15 protein-coding genes and 2 pseudogenes are annotated in these 17,297 nt (G+C 49.4%); 1 reads left to right on the forward strand and 16 read right to left on the reverse strand.

Going from position 1 to position 17,297, the window contains the following annotated elements:
- Window positions 1-39: 39 nt before the first annotated feature.
- Window positions 40-447 carry a GH36 C-terminal domain-containing protein gene (locus ACWA2B_RS14975; protein WP_449292347.1) on the forward strand — a complete coding sequence of 136 codons (408 nt, stop codon included), beginning with the start codon at window positions 40-42 and terminating at the stop codon, window positions 445-447.
- Window positions 448-615: 168 nt separating this feature from the next.
- On the opposite strand, the gene ACWA2B_RS14980 is transcribed toward ACWA2B_RS14975, so the two are convergent.
- The 16 genes and pseudogenes from ACWA2B_RS14980 to ACWA2B_RS15055 form a co-directional block, all read right to left on the reverse strand.
- Window positions 616-840, reverse strand: a complete 225-nt coding sequence (locus tag ACWA2B_RS14980) for a PTS glucose transporter subunit IIA (RefSeq protein WP_449292348.1) — start codon at window positions 838-840, stop codon at window positions 616-618.
- Between the two features lie 35 nt (window positions 841-875).
- Window positions 876-1,448 (reverse strand): annotated as a pseudogene (locus ACWA2B_RS14985) (sucrose-6-phosphate hydrolase); the annotation flags it as partial.
- Window positions 1,449-1,490: 42 nt separating this feature from the next.
- Window positions 1,491-2,945: a sucrose-specific PTS transporter subunit IIBC gene (locus ACWA2B_RS14990; RefSeq protein WP_029515285.1), complete on the reverse strand. Its 1,455-nt coding sequence runs from the start codon at window positions 2,943-2,945 to the stop codon at window positions 1,491-1,493.
- A 548-nt stretch (window positions 2,946-3,493) separates the two neighbouring features.
- The gene (locus ACWA2B_RS14995; RefSeq protein WP_029515287.1) at window positions 3,494-3,718 is read right to left on the reverse strand and encodes a hypothetical protein; all 225 of its coding nucleotides are present in this window, start codon (window positions 3,716-3,718) and stop codon (window positions 3,494-3,496) included.
- Window positions 3,719-3,976: 258 nt separating this feature from the next.
- Window positions 3,977-4,105: pseudogene (locus ACWA2B_RS15000) on the reverse strand (tyrosine recombinase XerS); the annotation flags it as partial.
- A 75-nt stretch (window positions 4,106-4,180) separates the two neighbouring features.
- Entirely contained in the window at window positions 4,181-4,879 is a 699-nt protein-coding gene (narI, locus tag ACWA2B_RS15005; protein WP_029515288.1) for a respiratory nitrate reductase subunit gamma, read from the reverse strand.
- A gap of 2 nt (window positions 4,880-4,881) precedes the next feature.
- Window positions 4,882-5,550 carry a nitrate reductase molybdenum cofactor assembly chaperone gene (gene narJ / locus ACWA2B_RS15010; RefSeq protein WP_029515290.1) on the reverse strand — a complete coding sequence of 223 codons (669 nt, stop codon included), beginning with the start codon at window positions 5,548-5,550 and terminating at the stop codon, window positions 4,882-4,884.
- A complete protein-coding gene (gene narH / locus ACWA2B_RS15015; protein WP_069011448.1) occupies window positions 5,537-7,051 on the reverse strand; it encodes a nitrate reductase subunit beta in 1,515 nt (504 codons plus the stop codon). The genes narJ and narH overlap by 14 nt, the downstream gene beginning before the upstream one ends.
- Window positions 7,041-10,727 carry a nitrate reductase subunit alpha gene (locus tag ACWA2B_RS15020; RefSeq protein ID WP_449292349.1) on the reverse strand — a complete coding sequence of 1,229 codons (3,687 nt, stop codon included), beginning with the start codon at window positions 10,725-10,727 and terminating at the stop codon, window positions 7,041-7,043. The genes narH and ACWA2B_RS15020 overlap by 11 nt, the downstream gene beginning before the upstream one ends.
- The gene (locus tag ACWA2B_RS15025; RefSeq protein ID WP_318628304.1) at window positions 10,720-11,001 is read right to left on the reverse strand and encodes a hypothetical protein; all 282 of its coding nucleotides are present in this window, start codon (window positions 10,999-11,001) and stop codon (window positions 10,720-10,722) included. The genes ACWA2B_RS15020 and ACWA2B_RS15025 overlap by 8 nt, the downstream gene beginning before the upstream one ends.
- 52 nt (window positions 11,002-11,053) lie before the next feature.
- Window positions 11,054-11,380: a hypothetical protein gene (locus ACWA2B_RS15030; RefSeq protein ID WP_039274876.1), complete on the reverse strand. Its 327-nt coding sequence runs from the start codon at window positions 11,378-11,380 to the stop codon at window positions 11,054-11,056.
- Complete coding sequence (locus ACWA2B_RS15035; RefSeq protein WP_029515298.1) at window positions 11,370-11,810, reverse strand: hypothetical protein; 441 nt, start codon at window positions 11,808-11,810, stop codon at window positions 11,370-11,372. Before ACWA2B_RS15035 ends, ACWA2B_RS15030 begins: the two co-directional genes overlap by 11 nt.
- Window positions 11,792-13,381 (reverse strand): nitrate/nitrite transporter, encoded by a 1,590-nt coding sequence (locus ACWA2B_RS15040; RefSeq protein ID WP_029515300.1) that lies wholly within the window; start codon window positions 13,379-13,381, stop codon window positions 11,792-11,794. The genes ACWA2B_RS15035 and ACWA2B_RS15040 overlap by 19 nt, the downstream gene beginning before the upstream one ends.
- 951 nt (window positions 13,382-14,332) lie before the next feature.
- A complete protein-coding gene (locus ACWA2B_RS15045; RefSeq protein ID WP_209950302.1) occupies window positions 14,333-15,214 on the reverse strand; it encodes an ABC transporter permease subunit in 882 nt (293 codons plus the stop codon).
- On the reverse strand, window positions 15,211-16,194 hold the full coding sequence (locus tag ACWA2B_RS15050) for an ABC transporter ATP-binding protein (protein WP_029515303.1): 984 nt from the start codon (window positions 16,192-16,194) through the stop codon (window positions 15,211-15,213). Before ACWA2B_RS15050 ends, ACWA2B_RS15045 begins: the two co-directional genes overlap by 4 nt.
- Window positions 16,191-17,297: a hypothetical protein gene (locus tag ACWA2B_RS15055; RefSeq protein WP_241113509.1), complete on the reverse strand. Its 1,107-nt coding sequence runs from the start codon at window positions 17,295-17,297 to the stop codon at window positions 16,191-16,193. The genes ACWA2B_RS15050 and ACWA2B_RS15055 overlap by 4 nt, the downstream gene beginning before the upstream one ends.

A 17,297-nucleotide genomic window follows, 5' to 3' on the forward strand; every position in this document is an offset into this window, starting at 1 on the left:
TCCGCAGTTACTCCTCTTGACACCCGAGGACATGTCGCGATGTCGGGAAACCTTGGCTACGAACTCGATCTTACCAAGATGTCGCCGCAGGAAAAGATAGCGATCAAGTCCCAAGTTGCGCTATATAAAGCAATTCGCCCCCTTATCCAATTCGGAGAATTTTATCGCATTTTAAGTCCGTTCGAGGGCAACGAGGTGGCCTGGGCCTTTGTTTCTGATGACCAGAGCGAAGCTGTACTTGCTTTCTTCCGAGTGCTGAGCCAGCCGGGTGAAAGGGTGCCTATTCTGAAATGCAAAGGATTGAATTCGCGTTACCTGTACCGCCATCACGAAACTGGAAAGATATACGGAGGTGACGAGCTGATGTACGCCGGTTTGACACTTCCAAGAATAAAAGGGGATTTTATCAGCCTGTTCTGGCGGTTTAGTAAGATCGACGAGCAATGAATGTATCAAAGCAAAAAAATTAGAAGTCCAACAGAAAGCAGGGCCTGAAATCATGAGATTTCAGGCCCTGCTCGCTATGCCCCTTCGCCGTGGTTATATTATTTTGAGAAGCAAAAATCAACTGGCAAATGTGCTGTAACAGCTTGCCGGTTCTCCGATAAATCCAAGCTACACTATCATTTTAAGTGAACACGAAGCAGTGGGGACACCGTCTACCACCCCAGCGCCTTCCATCGTCTCCACCGGTTTCACCATTTCCTGGTCGTCCGGGACCAACACTGGTGTGATCACCGGAAAGCCCGCCTGCTCGATTTCGGAAATATCAAATTCCAGCAGCTGTCCTTTCTTGATTTTGTCACCGGTCTGAACTCGTAGAGTAAACCCTCTTCCCATTTGTAAAGATCAATGGAGCGATAGAGCATGGCTCAGCCGGTAAGATTGGAACGTTGCGCTCCAAACGGCATAAAAGCAATCTTTCTGTTTCCATACTTTGGGGTCGCGACAATGATCGGTATACCCGGACGGAGGTCCGCTTATAACCGGGGAGGAGAACTTGTGTATACGTCCATCTCTCTCCATTTGAGCCATACACTGATAAGGAATTCGCTCCCAACTCTTATCACGTGTGTATTGCCGGTGTACATGAGGTACAATTGCCCATTGTGTTCGATTGCACTGCCCGAGTATACTCCATGACTGTCAAAATCCCGGTCCGGTTTTAACGCCACCCCCCGGTTCGTCCAGTGAACGAGATCCGGAGAGCTGGTATGATACCAATATTTGAGACCATGCACAGGACCGAGAGGAAAACATTGATAGAACAAATGATACTCTTCATGAAAAAAAGCAAATCCATTCGGGTCGTTCAGCAACCCTGTCTCAGGCTGGATATGATACCCCTGGCGCCAGGGGCACCTTACCACTCTGGCGGCCAGACCGGAGATTTCCTCCGGATTGGTATCTTCTAATCTTCTGTATCTCTCTTCTTTCGTCCACTCCACAGCAACCTCCTTACTGCAAAATAGTTCCAAGCATGCCTAAACTTACGGTCGATCCGCTGCTTCGTTTGAAGTCTCCCCTGAGGCTGACGCATTTTTCCGCTTGCCCCAGAGCAGGGTGATGAGAAACGTAACCAGAGAGCTGATGCCCATGCCGATACAGAAATCAGCGATGGACTGTGGGCGGATTGCGATAATACCGGGTAGCGCCGCCGGTCCCATCGAAATGGACAGCACATGTGCGTAAGCAATATAGGCGGAAGCCAGGCCGGAACCGATCATCGCAGCAATGAACGGGTAGCGAAGCTTCAGGTTGATTCCGAACATTGCAGGTTCGGTAATACCGAGCAGCGCGGATATGCCGGCAGCTGAGGCGATACTCTTCGTCTTGCTGTTGCGTGTGATGAGAAAGACGGCCAGCGTAGCCGCGCCCTGAGCGATATTCGCCATCGAGGCAATCGGAAGCAAGAAGGATCCGCCCGTCTTAGCAACGTCCGACAATAGTTGGGTATCCACAGCGAGGAAACTGTGATGCATTCCCGTTATGGCAATCGAAGAATAGAAAAAACCGAAAATACCTCCTCCAATGAAACCCGTCGTATCATAGAGCCAGAAGAGACCATCTGTCAGTCCGTTGCCCGCGGCGCGAAGGACCGGTCCAACAACAGCAAAGGTCAAGAGGCCGGTAACGAGGACAGACAGCAAGGGAGTCAACAGATTATCAAGATAAGATGGAATTACCTTTCGCAAATTTTTCTCGATTACCGATAAAATATAGGATACGGCCAGTACTGGCAGAACCGTTCCCTGATAGCCAACCTTTTCGATTGAGAAACCGAACAGTTGCCAGGTGGGTACTGTTCCATCTACAAGTGCCTGGCCGTAGCTGTAACCATTAAGCAGATCGGGATGAACCATAATCATGGCCAGCGCCGCACCCAAATAAGGATTTCCACCAAACTTGCGAGTGGCCGAGAAGCCGATCAGGATGGGAAGGAAAACAAATGGAGCGTTGGCGAATAAATTAATAATGCTTGCCCAATCGGCAATACCAGGGTACATCTCGACCAGAGACCTGGGACCAAACAGATTGCTGGCAGTCAGAACGTTGTTGATCCCCATTAATAGACCCCCGGCAACAATCGCCGGAATGATCGGAACAAAAATGTCGGAAAGTGCTTTCACAAGTCGTTGAAGCGGATTCATTTTAGCTGCTCCTGCCGTCTTTACATCGCCGGTGGACATTTCTCCGAGACCCGTAAGTTTGGCGAACTCGCCATACACGTTATTTACAATCCCGGCTCCAAGGATAATTTGATATTGCCCTGCTATAGAAAAAGTCCCTTTAACAACGTCCATTTGATCAAGCGCTTTTTGATCAAGCAAAGATTCATCTTCAAGAACGAGCCGCAATCGCGTCGCACAATGAGCAGCTGCCGTTATGTTTTCCTTACCTCCCAGGGCATCCAGGATGTCAGCTGCAACTTGCTTGTAATCCATATTTCTCTCCTCCTAATATTATGAAACCGGTTCCAATTTAATTAAAAAAAATGTTCGTTACCGACATTGGCCGGTAATTTTTGTTCGAAAACAACTGCCCTCCTATTACTTTCTCCGAAGAAGGTTATTGCCCCACTTCACCACTTCTCGCTCCCTTCAATAAGCCCCTTTTGACCACCCGTAGGATTGGATGGACATACAACCCTTGCCATAGGAAAAAAATTGCTCAATTCAAAATGTTTGTTTTATATTAAATTTTGTAAGGGGGCTGTTATTTGATAATAAAACACTATCCATGTCATCCTCAATGGTAAGTTAATGCGATGGCAGGGTAAAAAATTGCCCCTTCATTAACACAAAAATCCACCGCAGAAAATAAAGGGTCGTTGCTGCTTCCAGCCCGGTTTTCCTACACTCTGACCTGAACAGACTGAAACACGAGGATTATTTGCTAAATCCATAAGAGTGCTTGCCTGCCAATCGTCAGGAAAGAATTTAAGCATCTCTTGGCAGAACAATGTGGGTTCTTACGATATTCAGGAATCGGTTTATTGAATACTTAAAGCCTCCGTTTCGTCTCCGGTGAGTCCTTCGTCTTCATCATCTACCATCGTCTCTACCCAATTAATGTCTGCAAAAGCTATCTTCATGTACTCCATCAGTACGCGCTGAGCATTGAATCCTACCTCATCAATCATAGATTCCTTAGTAAAGTTTTCTGCAACTAACCAATCAAAAAACATAATATAGTCATGGCAATAGTTCAGAAGCACTGATAAACCTCCCCACCTATAAGTTCATCACTTTGGTCGTTTGATCAATGATGAAACTGAAATCACCTCTTGCAAGTGGGGAATTATATATTATTATACAATTTTGTCTATGTATTCCATAAAAGAATTCTCCTTGGACGCAAACCATCATTCTGAATCCATTACTATAGAAAAAAGCCGCCATTAAGGGCGACTTTCTACATCCTATGTTCTGTCCTCCAAGAGCTTCAATCTTAATTTGATCGCCCACCATCAATAAAGGTTGTTTTTCAATCTGGGCACATTAATGTTCTCTAGGTGATAACGGGTTGCAAATGAATGTCTCAGAGAATGCACGGATAAAGCTGGTTTTCCAAAAGCTGAAGCATATTTTTCAATCAGTTTCTCATTGGTTAAGCAGAGATGCTCTTCATGAACAGCTATTATTGTCATCAGAAATTTTCGTCCATATCGAAATAGAAATCAGGTTCTCTCCCGTTTCCGGTAACTGTTTCTGGAACGGTACTGCTGCGGAGATCTTGCCGGATAACGTGCGGGAAAAGAAAACATATGGACCAGATGGGTAAACGGAATGGAAGCGAACAGAAGAAACGCCAGGATGATGTGAAGCTGAAACACGAAAGGAACCATGTGCATCAACCCGTATTGCGGATTAAAGGTGAACAGGCTGCGAAACCAAGGCCCGATGGTCGTACGGTATTCATAGGCCACCACAGTCGTATTATACACGATGGTCATATAGGTACCGATGGCTGCGATGATCAGGACTAAAATCACTGCAAAATAATCACCAAAACCCGCATGGGCCCTTACCCGACGGTTAAGGATTTTGCGCATAAGCAGAAGAACCAGACCGATGACGACCATCAGACCGGCAAAGCCGCCCCCCGCGATCGCAAATATATGATAGGTCTCATCGGATATGCCGAAGAAATGATAAACACTGCGCGGGATCAACACACCCATGATATGGCCAACAAACGCGAAAATGATCCCGTAATGGAACACAGTCGAACCGATTCTGAGCCATCTTTTTTCAAAAATCTCCGTAGAAGGCGCCGTCCAGCTGACCTGACGAAAAGCAAACCGATAGAGCAAGCCGACGATCATCACCGCCAAGGTAAGATAGGGAAACACGACCCACCAAAAGATACCAGTCATCATTATACCCCCATTCCATTGCACGTTTTATAGACAGGTAAGCCTGAATCACTACGAGCCGTACCGTCCATGCCAAACAGGATAGGGTAAGGCAGTTCATCCAGATCGGCGCTCTCCCGCTTGCTCTCCAGCATGCGAATTTCTTCTTCCGTAGGGACCTCGAAAACATCGGTCATCAGAAAGTTCAACAACTCGGAATAGGGACTGTCTTCAGACAGATGCTTCCGAATCCGCTCTGTGGCTGCGGCCAGCCGGAGTTCAAGCGCGCGTACATGAACATTGTCGGACCTTACCGCCAGCAGCTCGTACAACAGCGGAATGAAGTCGCACAGCTCCCCGCTCGGCATCATAAAGCCCGCATCCCGGACAATATGCTGAAGCAAAATCAGAGCTGCCCCACGTTCCCGACTGTCACCCAATTCATGAGCGGTCAGATAGAGTCCGGTCTTTTCCTTCCAATCGAACGTCCAAACATAAATTTCCTGAAGCTCCTTGGGAGGAACCGAGAAGATAGCCTCGGCCGCCTGGCCAAACCTGCTCGCCAGCTCATTATCTTTCATTTCCTCTTGGACAGCTGAAAGCAGTTCCTCCTTCATTTCCTGAAAATCCTCACAGGGATATCCTAGCAATCTGGCGCAGGCCGCCAGCAAAACGGGCTTATGTTCCATCATCCATGTCCTCCCTTGCGAAAAGATGTGACGTGACCGCGCTTGACGGGGTAATGGATTCGATGCTGCAGGCCCCCTGCTTGTAATGAAGCTCTTTCGCGCCATCCATTTCCCTCCGAGCGGTTGGGATCACAAACCTTTCGTTATATTTGGCAACAGCGAACAATCGGGTCATCTCTTCAATTTCCTCCACTGTAATTCCCGCCTCTCCCAAAAGCTGGCTGTGTCTGAGATCATCCATGCCGCCAACGGCTTGCTGCCGCCTATGTACACGCATGGCGGTCATTTTAAGCAACACTCTACGGATGACGGAGGTATCCCCTGCCGTAAGCAGAGATGCCAGATACTCCATTGGAATCCGCATTTGATCGACGGCGGGAATATAGTGATCGGTCTGAAGCTCGTCTTCTTCAATATGGTTCATAATCGGGCTAAGCGGTGGAACATACCACACCATAGGGAGCGTGCGGTATTCCGGATGAAGTGGCAGAGCAACCTTCCACTTCATGGCAAGCTTGTAGATCGGCGAGCGCTGTGCCGCATCGATCCAGGAATCGTTGATCCCGCTTCTTCTCGCCTCCTTGATCACTTCCGGCTCGAAGGGGTCAAGGAACACCGAAAGCTGGGATTCATACAAATCCTGCGGATTCTCCACGGAAGCTGCCGCCTTGGCTCGATCTGCGTCATAGAAGACGACACCGATATAGCGAATCCGGCCCACACAGGTTTCCGAGCAAATCGTGGCCATGCCCGCTTCTGTCCGCGGGTAGCAGAAATTGCATTTTTCCGCCTTGTGCGTATTCCAGTTGTAGTATACCTTGTGGTAGGGACAGCCATTGGTACAGAATCTCCACCCCCTACAGGCGTCTTGATCTACAAGTACAATGCCATCCTCCTCCCGCTTGTACAGAGCTCCGGATGGACAGGAAGCCACGCAGGAAGGGTTCAGACAGTGCTCGCAAATGCGGGGCAGGTACATCATGAACGTCTTCTCATACTCCATGGCGATCTGTTCCTGAAGCTGCTTGACATTCGGGTCCAGCGGTACGATCTCACTCCCGCCAGCCAGGTCGTCATCCCAGTTCGGGCCCCATTCCGGCTTGTCCATATATTCTCCGGTAATCAGTGATACAGGCCGCGCGACCGGAAGATGCTTCCGCTTGGGGCTATGAATCAAGTTATCGTAATCATAGGTCCACGGCTCATAGAAGTTGTCCAGGCTGGCCATATTCGGATTGTAAAAAATATTCGCCAGTTTGGTGATTGGCCCCCCCGCCCGGAGTGCCAGCTTTCCGTTGCGCAGAACCCACCCGCCTTTAAATTTCCTCAGGTCTTCCCATGCCCGAGGGTAACCGGGACCCGGCCGGGTTTCCACATTGTTGTACCACATGTATTCCGTTCCGGGCCGATTGGTCCACGTGTTCTTGCAGGTCACCGAACAGGTATGGCAGCCGATGCATTTGTCCAAGTTCATGACCATGGCGACTTGCGCTTTAATCCTCAAGCCAGTCAACCTCCTTTAACGGTCGGATGATTGTCATCGTATCTCTCTGACTTCCTGTCGGCCCGTAGTAATTAAACCCGTAGCTCAGTTGGGCATAGCCTCCGATCATATGTGTCGACTTCATCGTAATTCGAGTCACACTGTTATGGGTACCGCCGCGCTGCTTGGTGATAGAGGTACCCGGCACGCCAAGCGTGCGATCCTGGGCATGATACATATAAGCGATCCCCTCTGGAATCCGGTAAGTCAGCACCGCTCTTGCTGCGATGACTCCATTCCGGTTATATACCTCAATCCAATCGTTATCCTTGATCCCGATCGAAGCCCCGTCTTTTTCGTTCAGCCAGACGACCTGCCATCCGCGGAACAGCGTCGACATTTGATTGGTGTCGATGAACATCGTATGAATTCCCCATTTTTGGTGCGGGGTCAAATAACGGATCGTCATCGTTTTTCCATTCGCTGGCACTTCTTTCTCACCCTTAAAAAAAGGAACGTGCTCCAGCGGCGGCAAATAAAGCGGCAGCCCTTCACCGAAATCCAAAATCATCTCATGGTCCAGATAAAAGCTTTGTCTGCCTGTTAAAGTGCGCCATGGAATGCTGTACTCCGTATTTAAGGTAAAGGGCGAGTATCTCCGATTGTCCTTCTCCAAGCCACTCCAGACCGGAGTTGAGATCGTATGCCGGGGCTGAGCAGTAATATCCAGAAGCGTGAAAGCCTCTTCTTCCCGAGGTTTTGAGATGTCCTCCAGCTTTTTGCCGGTTTTGGTCTCTAACGAACGCCAGCCTTCCACGGCCCGTTCTCCGTTCGTGGCGCCAGACATCAGCAGAATCGCTTCGATTACCTGTTTATCCCGGAATAGATCCGGCTGTCCTTTGCCAATCCCCTCATGTTTCGATGCCCCCAGCCGCTCCATGAGCTGGCTGTACACCTTGTCGCCGGGAATTTTAATTCCCTTTGTTCCATAGCCCTTTTTAATGTTCGGTCCGATGGTAATCATTTTTCCATACACGTTCGGATAGTCACGCTTCACCAATAAAAAATGGGGCATCGTTTTGCCGGGCACTGCCTCCGTCTCTCCCTTGCGCCAATCGCGGATTTTTCCGTGAACTTGGGCGATTTCATCTGGACTGTCATGTCCGAGCGGAGTCATGAGAACATCCTCGCAGGCTGGCAAATGTTTCTCCGCCAATTGGGAGAACGTTTTGGCGATTTCCCGAAAAGCGTCCCAATCGCTTTTGCTTTGCCAAGGTGGTTCAATAGCCGGATTAAACGGATGGACAAACGGATGCATATCGGTCGTGCTTAAATCGTATTTTTCGTACCAGGTCGCTGCTGGCAGCACGATATCCGAAAACAGCCCTGAACTCGTCATTCTAAAATCCATGCTGATGAACAAATCGGTTTTGCCTTCCGGCGGAACATCATCCGTCTTCACCGTCTCCGGCCGCCACGAATGGCTCGGGTCCGTCAACACCTGATTGTCCGCCCCGATCAAATGCTTGGCAAAGTATTCATGCCCTTTACCGCTATCGCCAAGCAGATTGGACCGCCAGTTGAAAAAGACACGCGGGAAATTGTTCGGATCATTGGGGTGCTCCACCGCAAAATCTAGCTCTCCCTCTTTAACCATTCTCGCAATTTCCTGTACGGCCTCCTGATCGTCCGAAAACCCTTTTTCTCGAACCTGTCTGGCCACATCGATGGAGTTCTGGTTGAATTGCGGGAATGAAGGCAGCCACCCGAGCCTTACGGCCAGCGCATTGACATCCGCAGGATGCATATGGTTAAACCGCCCGCCCCAGGATGGTTTCTGTTCCTCATTGACCTTGGCCTCATAGCGGAACTGCTCCGTCGCGAAGTAGAAGAAGGAGGTTCCGTTTTGTAAGCGGGGAGGCTTGATCCAATCTCCTGCAAATGCGATCTGCTGCCACCCCTCCACTGGCCTCACCTTTTCCTGACCTACGTAATGGGCCCATCCGCCGCCATTTACTCCCTGGGAGCCCGTGAGCAGAACCAAATTCAGAATGGAACGGTAGATTTGGTCGCTGTGATACCAATGATTCGTTCCTCCGCCCATGGCGATCATCGATTTCCCACCTGTCTTGGCCGCATTTTCGGCAAACTCCCTCGCTACCTGAATGCAATGAGATTTCTTGACGCCGGTAATCGCCTCCTGCCAAGCCGGAGTGTAAGGCTTCGGATCGTTATAATCGGCCGGATAATCGCCTTGCAGTTGCTGCCTGGGTACTCCCACATGAGCCATCATGAGGTCGTAAACCGTCACGACTCTGATCGTCCCGCCTTCCACACTCGGCAAATGCTTTACAGGAACTCCGCGCCGAACTGTCCCTCCCTCTGATTCCACGAAATAAGGAAAGTCAATGAGAGCCACTTCATCCGCCGCATCAATAAATGACAGCAGAGGATCCACTATTGTCCCGTCGGGCTTTTCTAGATCAAGGTTCCACCTGCTGTCTCGATCCCAACGGAAGCCCAGGCTGCCGCTCGGAACCATCGGCGCTCCTGATGCCTCGTCCCAGACTACCGTTTTCCATTCGGCCAACTCCTGGACATCTCCCAAGTCGGAGGCCCGGAGGAAGCGGCCCGAACGAAACGCATCGGCATGTTTCTCTAGTATCACGAGGAAAGGCAGGTCTGTAAATTTTTTCGCGTAATCCGTAAAATAAGGGACTTGCTGATCCACGTAGAATTCTTTGAGAATGACGTGGGTCATAGCCATGGCAAGCGCGGCATCGGTCCCGGCTTTAGCTGGCAGCCAAATGTCCGCAAACTTTTCATACTCGGCATAATCGGGGCTGACCCCGACCACCTTGGTGCCGTTATAACGGGCTTCCACCATGAAATGCGCATCAGGAGACCGGGTTTGCGGAATGTTGGTCCCCCAGATAATAAAATACTTGGAGTTATACCAATCGCCGCTTTCCGGCACATCTGTTTGTTCTCCCCAAACCTGTGGCGAGGCAGGGGGAAGATCTGCATACCAATCATAAAAACTGAGGATGGTCCCGCCAATCAGCGACAGGAAGCGTGTCCCTGCCGAATAACTCACCATGGACATGGCCGGGATCGGGCTAAAACCAACAACACGATCTGGACCGTATTGTTGAATGGTATGGATAATAGAGCTGGCAATCATCTGACAGGCATCATCCCAATCCGCCCGAACGAAGCCGCCTTTCCCCCTGGCCTTGACGTATCTGTCACGCTTTTTGGGATCGCTGACGATGTTTTTCCAGGCCGTGACTGGGTCCTCAACAACTGCCAGCTCCTCACGCCACATGTCGTACAAATCACCGCGGATATAGGGATACTTCACCCGGATCGGGCTATAGGTATACCAGGAGAAGCTTGCCCCGCGCGGGCAGCCCCGGGGTTCATACTCGGGGAAGTCGACTCCTGTGGTTGGGTAGTTCGTTTTTTGTGTTTCCCAGGTGATAATGCCGTCCTTGACGAAAACATTCCAACTGCAGGAACCGGTACAGTTGACGCCATGTGTCGACCGAACGACCTTATCATGCTGCCAGCGGCCACGGTATAGGCTCTCCCAATCCCGGGATCTTGGGCTCTCCTCGGTCCATCCCTCGTTTATGGCCTCTCCGCGTTGCAAGTATTTCAACGCATCAAGCAGCTTGTTTTTATGCTCAGCCATTGCACAGATGCTCCTTTCCATGCTGGTTTACCGGGTTAAACCTTTCCCCCGTCAGTTTGAAGCTGTCTTGTCCCAACTGAAGCTCTTCCATAAACACTTCCCAATCCGCTGCGTTGCAAGCCGCGATAATCAGGCGCTGAAGCTCGTTCAGATCCTGCAGCCGGCAGATTTGTTCTTGCACAGGCTGCGGCACTCCGCCGAATCTCATCTCAAGCAAGGCAAGCAAATCATTCCGATCATCCCGGACAAATTGTTCCGTTTCCACCTGATTCATCTGGTTCGCCTTCTTTCGTATCCATTTTTCCAACTCATTCTGCCGACCTTTGTTAGAATTTCATCATTTTAAAATAATCGGCAATCATCGATTTCTTAATCTTTTCCGCCGACTGTTTAAAAAAGGTCAAGACCTCTTCATCGCCGTCTTCCACCAATGCCCAGGAAAATTTCCTGCTGGTGACCTGCCCCAATTCCTCGCCAAATCGGAGGTAGACGGTGATGCCGTGATCATCGGTCCGGCCACCCGCCTTCACATCATAAGGATGAAGGTGGAGCATCTCGAGCTCTTGTACCAGTAGCCGATACAGTCTCGGCTCCACAGATTGAAGTGGTTTGTCGGGAAGCATCGCCGCCAGTGTATAGGTCTCATTTTTCATGGAGCAGTCCCTCCACTTCTTTTTCCAGCATGTTCATTTCATCCCGGTTATGCAGTTCATCAACGATAATCAAAGCCTGAAAACGAGCAAGAAGCTCGCCACCCACCTTGCTCTGCGCCAGCAGTTCCTTAATCTCAGCGACAATTTCTCGCATTAATTGATGATCGCGAGTCAGGGAAATAATGACGTTCTTCAACTCCGACTTGATGCCCACAGCTTCTACATATAATCCTTCCTCTTCGCTGGCTGCGTGCTGGAGCGTACGCCCCTCCCAATGCTCCACCGTGATGTAGGCAATTTCCTCCGCTTTGTCCAATTCACCTTTTTTTATACTTCTGTCCAACAGCTCGGTAAGTTCTCTTGCTTCGCCTAAGGCCGCCTCATGAATCATCGAATGACTGTCCACATGTCTCAATGCGGGTCCTGACATGAATCCCCCGCCTCCTTTCCTGTTGCTTTTTTTGAGAAATGATTTTGCGCTAGCCCGCCGCCTTCACCTTCCTCGATTACGGAGTCAGCCTGCGAAAGGTCGCTGAATATAGCCACATAATGAGTGACATTCTGCTCGTTCGTAATTGCCGTTACCGAGAGCCACTCTCGAAAAACCTCCCCGCTTGCCTTGCGATTGACGATCTTTCCCTGCCATTTTCCGGTGGTCAGCAAAGTGACCCAAAAGGCATTATAGAAAGAGCGATCTTGGAAGCCGGAGTTGAGTATATTGGGAGTTTTTCCAATCACCGCTTCTTTGGGATATCCGGTGACCTCGGTAAAGGCGGCGTTTACGGTATGGATCACGCCCTTGGCATCAGTGACCATCACGGCATCGGCTGTGGACTTGATAATATCCGACGCAAACTCCAGCTTGTTGCTGAAAAATACCCACAGAACAAGTATCAGGCTGGCCAGCGAGGCCTCGGACAAGGCCATAAAGCCGATTGCGTAGTGGCCTGTCCACCCAAACAGCAGGGTAAGCAGCAGTGGAGGAAAAAAACCGCCCAGACCGCCCGCGGCAGAGACGATCCCGCTGGCGATGCCCCCTTGCTTTGAAAAGTATAGCGGGACCAGCTTGAACACCGCGCCGTTCCCGATACCGGCGCACACGGCTACCATCAAACAACCCAACGTAAAAAGAGGCATGGTCAATCCGAAAGAGAGTAAAACTCCTGACAAGGTTAGGCCGGCAAACACGAACATAAGAACTACAAAAGGATTGAACTTGTCGGACAGTATCCCGCCTACTGGACGGAGAAAGGTAGCCAAGGCGATAAAACCCGCCGTCCTGAGTCCGGCATCCACCTTGCTTAATTCAAAATAGCTGACCAGAAAACCGGGGAGATAGATTGTAAAAGCTACGAAGGAGCCGAAGGTGATGAAGTAAAATATGCTGAAAAACCACAACTTTTCGTTGCGATAAACCTGCTTGAGTTGATTCTTCCAGGACCTTCGTACGCGCTCTTCGTGCTTATCCCCTAAAAACAGATTCAGTAGAGCGAAAAGGGCGAGCAAAATCAAAAAAAACTGAAGGGCTCTTGACCAGCCGATCGCATCAGCCACCCACGGTGCACCAAAGGTAGAGATGGCCGTACCCAGATTCCCGATCCCGTATATCCCGTTGATGGTGCCCTGCTTTTCTTTGGGATAATATTTGGGCAGTGAAGTCACACCGACCGAGAACGTGGCTCCACCTATCCCAAGAAAGAAGCCCCCGACCGCCAAATCCAGAAAAGTATTGGCCTGGCTCAAATAGTAGACAGGAACAAGCAGAATAAAGAAACTGACTGTATTCATCAGCCTTGCCCCGAAGCGGTTGGTCAGAATCCCCGCCGGAATTCGCAGCAAAGAGCCCAAGATTACCGGGATCGCGGTGGACCACGCTCTTTGTCCGAGCGTCAGCGGAATATCCTGACTTATGTAAGAAATCAGGGAAGAGATCAAGACCCAGACCATAAAGGAGACAACCAGACTTAAGGTTTGCAATGGCAACTGAATTTTTTTTACCATGTATAGCTCCCCTTTGAAGATTATTCGAATTGCAAATATAGGATATAATATCCATTTTTGACAAACTTCTGACCTTTCAAACATTTGATTTGGGGAGATAACAAATGACGGCTCACTTGCAACCTGTGATGGAAGGATGCTTGCCATGATCGGCTACGATGTGGAAAAATATTTTCGGAAGATGCTGTAGCTGGCGGGCAAAAATCAGGTCAACTTTTTATGTAGAGCAATTGCATTTGTATTTTATGAAGCTCAAGCGATTAATAGTTTTTCCACGTCCATGACCAGTTCTTCGCCTGTCATATTTGAATACTTTTGGCCAAATAGAAATTCTAAACCACTGTCTTTTTCTATTGTACAGGATGAAAAACTCCAACTTGACATGGTTAATCAAAATAGTAGGTTTCTATTGATTGTTACGCTGGAAAGATAAGCATCGTTTGCAGAAATGGGCATATACCCAGGTGATTTTCAAAATAAAAAAACGCTCTAGGTTATCCTAAAACGTCTTTTGAAAATAGAAATATTATCCATAGAGGTCAACATCAAATGATTAAAGTTTGAGCTTGTACCCGATGCTCTCTAACGGGTAACATCAAACTGTAATTAAGATGCATATTGTCAGAATAGTAACTAGCAGCAGTCCATCTTGTTCTGCCCCAATTAAAATATTATTATCGCTGTGTAGATATGGTTGCAATAATGTCGTTATCACCTTCTATAGACTTGGAGACCTTAGCGCCCTTTTTGATCGCTTTAAGCGTGATTATGGCGTAAAGACGAGGCTGAAACTAATGAACGATCGAAATAGATAAACAGACTCATAGATTCATTTATTGGAATAAAGCAAGCAATTTGGCGGTCTTTTTAGACCACCTTTTTTATTCTCAGAAGGTCTTTTAAAACAATTTTTTTGAATGGCTGCTGAAGTCTGAAACTTCAAAGTAGAACCTATAAATCCTTGCGGACAAAGCTGCGCAACCCGAGTCCAAAGAGCACAGCCGTGTAAAATGCCGCGTATATCAAAAAGGCTGTTGAAGGAATCTCGCCGATACCAAACGGTCCACTTGTGCTTACCGGGATGAGTCCATTAATATTCTCAAAGCTGAACAACACTGCCTGCATTTTACGCTGCAGTCCATCGGCAGGCATGATCAGGGACAGGACACCCGTTATATTGTTCAGGGTCTGCATGGGACCTGGCTCCAGACCCACAGAGCCGATGATTTTTCCAACCATGCCACCGAGCCAACCAGCCCCATAAAGCATCGTCATGACGACACCATTCGCAACCGATGACAAATAGCCGGATCCGAACATGGACACGGTTACAAGCAAGGGAACGACTGAAGCAAATAGCAAAAAAGACTGCACCAGCACTACCGGATCACGCGGGATCGAAGCATGCACATCGGTGATCCACAAAATCAGGCTGTACAATACCAAGGCATAGATTACACCAAGCGAAACATAGCCCAGCCAGCGGCCCGTATACCATTTCCACCTCGGAATCGGCCGTGGCAGCATCGCCTGCATGACCCCCTGCTCCGCCTCACCCGCAATCGTGGAAAATGAGCTAAAAATCGCTAAAAAGGCGAGTACAAAACTTGCGAAGAAAAAACCGAGCATCAAAATGAACATCCCGAGCGTAAATTCCTGGATCATAGTTTCATTATTCGTACCGCCTGTGATCACCCTAGAGGTAGAATCTCCTGCGATGGCGCCGGCAATAAACCAAAATCCCAGCAGGAATACAACAGTTAATAAAAGTGTCAGCAGGAGGACCCGTTTGCGCAGTAGCTCCTTCCAGGTCATGGTCCAAATAATCCTCATTCCTGTTCCCCCCTATGATTCAGCCCTGCAACAGCCTTCATGAACCACTCTTCAAGCCGTTCTCGAACTTTGGTGACTTCATATAACGTCATCCCCTGTCCGATCAGCAACGTATTGATCCAGCCTGCCTGTTCTTCGCTCTCCAGTTCCGCTTCAAGCCAGACGGTATCATCTATGCCCCTCTCTCCTGTAAATCCGCCTTCGGCTTTTCCATCTGTTATTACTCGAAAGCTGAGCTCTGTCGTATCCATAAGCCAGGACAGCAAAAAAGGCGAAAATCCGCCGACTTTAAAACGCCAGCAGACTCGCTTCTGGAGCATTTCGGCTACCCGCCCATGGCGGAGAACCTGTCCGTTATTCAAGAGTGCCATTCTGTCGCATAATACTTCCACATCCTCAAGCAGATGGGAGTTTAAGAAAATCGTTTTCCCCTGCTGCTTCAGTTCCTCAAGTATATTACGTACATGCATTCGTCCAACCGGATCCATGGCGGAAGAAGGCTCGTCAAGAAAAATCACGGCCGGATCATTCACCAGCGCGCAAGCCAGTCCAAGCCGCTGCTGCATGCCTTTGGAATAATGCTTAACACGGTCCTTCCCCCGTTGACCCACACCTACCATGTGCAATAGCTCAGGAACTCTCTTGTCGATCACCTGCTTGTCCAAACCGCATAATCGCCCATGCAACCGGACGACCTCATCACCGGTAAGCCATTCCTGATACCGGTACAGCTCGGGGAGATACCCGATTTGCCGTTTCGCTTCGAGCGTTCCGATGGGTGCACCCATCAGGGTTGCTCCTCCGGCCGTCGGATGGATGAGCCCGACCAGCATTTTCACAAATGTGCTTTTCCCGGCTCCATTGGGGCCGAGGAAGCCAAAGGCTTCCCCTTTCCCTACGGTGATGGTCACGTTGCGGCAGCCGCGCCCGTTGCTGTATTCCTTGGTTAATCCTTTAGCGTCGATTGTCGGCTTACTCATGCCTCAACCAGCTCCTTAAGCTTGTTCATGAAATCAAACTCTGACTCATAGGCGCTCCCACCTTCAAAGGAAAAGACCTGTCCGTCTTTGATCCAGATAGCGGTACGATTCGTCATTGATCTGTACTTCATGTTTGTAACCAGAACCTTGGTTCCTCCAATGGTAATCTCAGAAGTTTCAGCACTTTTATTAACCACATATGGCATAGGAATGGAACCTGCCAGAATGCGGCTGCGCTTTACCTTCTCTTTCAGATCGGAAGGCAGAATCGGAAGCTGAAGAACGGCATCCACCGCTTTTTCTGTATCAACGGACGGATCTACCGTAATTTCTGGAGCCTGCATCTGTGTCAGAGTTGCCCAGTGGTCCTGATCGGTACCCAAATCGTAATTTACGCTTTCATGTGTACTAAACGCTATTTCTTTATTGTCCATCGACTCCGGCAGCAGCTTCGTTGCCCCTACACGCTGCATAGCTTTATTGAGCTCATCCACATTCAGCATCATTGTAATTTTTTGTGAAGGAGTAACGTACACACTTTCCTTCGTTCCGGCCACATTTACTGGAAGAAGCTGATATCCGAGCTTAGAGACGGCTTGTTCACGCGTAAAATCACCCTGTACGTTTCCGCTTTCCGATGTAAACTGGCCAAAGGTGTTTTCTATGTCGGCCGATTTTCCCGGAACCAGTTGATTAAACATACCTTCGAGCGTGCTTTCGTCAACTGTAGCGATATCCTGCACCCGGAATTGATTTAAAAATGCCGCCAGCGCGTTATTTCCCACAGGGGTTGTAAGTACGACGCCAAAGATAACGGCTGCCGCCACCGCTGCGGCCCACTTTCGGCCCTTGCCTGCCCGCCGGCGGAAAGAAGCAACCGGAGCCGGAGCATCAACTTTCAAACTGGATTCCGAATCCTGAATTGCAGCTGAGTCCGCTGGCGGCCTAAGGGTATCGGCAAGCCTCAGAACGTCCTCTTTGTTATTTGCGTCCCCGGTCTCCCACTTGGCGTTTACCGGCTCCATGGCCAGCTTCTGTAGCAACCTCTCCCAGGCTTCATGTGTACTTTTGTCAGCTTCTGAATGCTGCAATTTAGTTGTCAT

It is taken from the genome of Paenibacillus sp. CMM36 (genome assembly GCF_053570945.1).

Excerpts from the sequence above, each read along its gene's own strand:
- ACWA2B_RS14975 (WP_449292347.1), top strand. The coding sequence starts at position 40 with ATGTCGGGAAACCTTGGCTACGAACTCGATCTTACCAAGATGTCGCCG.
- ACWA2B_RS14980 (WP_449292348.1), bottom strand. The coding sequence starts at position 840 with ATGGGAAGAGGGTTTACTCTACGAGTTCAGACCGGTGACAAAATCAAG.
- ACWA2B_RS14990 (WP_029515285.1), bottom strand. The coding sequence starts at position 2,945 with ATGGATTACAAGCAAGTTGCAGCTGACATCCTGGATGCCCTGGGAGGT.
- narI (WP_029515288.1), bottom strand. The coding sequence starts at position 4,879 with ATGACTGGTATCTTTTGGTGGGTCGTGTTTCCCTATCTTACCTTGGCG.
- narJ (WP_029515290.1), bottom strand. The coding sequence starts at position 5,550 with ATGATGGAACATAAGCCCGTTTTGCTGGCGGCCTGCGCCAGATTGCTA.
- ACWA2B_RS15020 (WP_449292349.1), bottom strand. The coding sequence starts at position 10,727 with ATGGCTGAGCATAAAAACAAGCTGCTTGATGCGTTGAAATACTTGCAA.
- ACWA2B_RS15025 (WP_318628304.1), bottom strand. The coding sequence starts at position 11,001 with ATGAATCAGGTGGAAACGGAACAATTTGTCCGGGATGATCGGAATGAT.
- ACWA2B_RS15030 (WP_039274876.1), bottom strand. The coding sequence starts at position 11,380 with ATGAAAAATGAGACCTATACACTGGCGGCGATGCTTCCCGACAAACCA.
- ACWA2B_RS15035 (WP_029515298.1), bottom strand. The coding sequence starts at position 11,810 with ATGTCAGGACCCGCATTGAGACATGTGGACAGTCATTCGATGATTCAT.
- ACWA2B_RS15040 (WP_029515300.1), bottom strand. The coding sequence starts at position 13,381 with ATGGTAAAAAAAATTCAGTTGCCATTGCAAACCTTAAGTCTGGTTGTC.
- ACWA2B_RS15045 (WP_209950302.1), bottom strand. The coding sequence starts at position 15,214 with ATGAGGATTATTTGGACCATGACCTGGAAGGAGCTACTGCGCAAACGG.
- ACWA2B_RS15050 (WP_029515303.1), bottom strand. The coding sequence starts at position 16,194 with ATGAGTAAGCCGACAATCGACGCTAAAGGATTAACCAAGGAATACAGC.
- ACWA2B_RS15055 (WP_241113509.1), bottom strand. The coding sequence starts at position 17,297 with ATGACAACTAAATTGCAGCATTCAGAAGCTGACAAAAGTACACATGAA.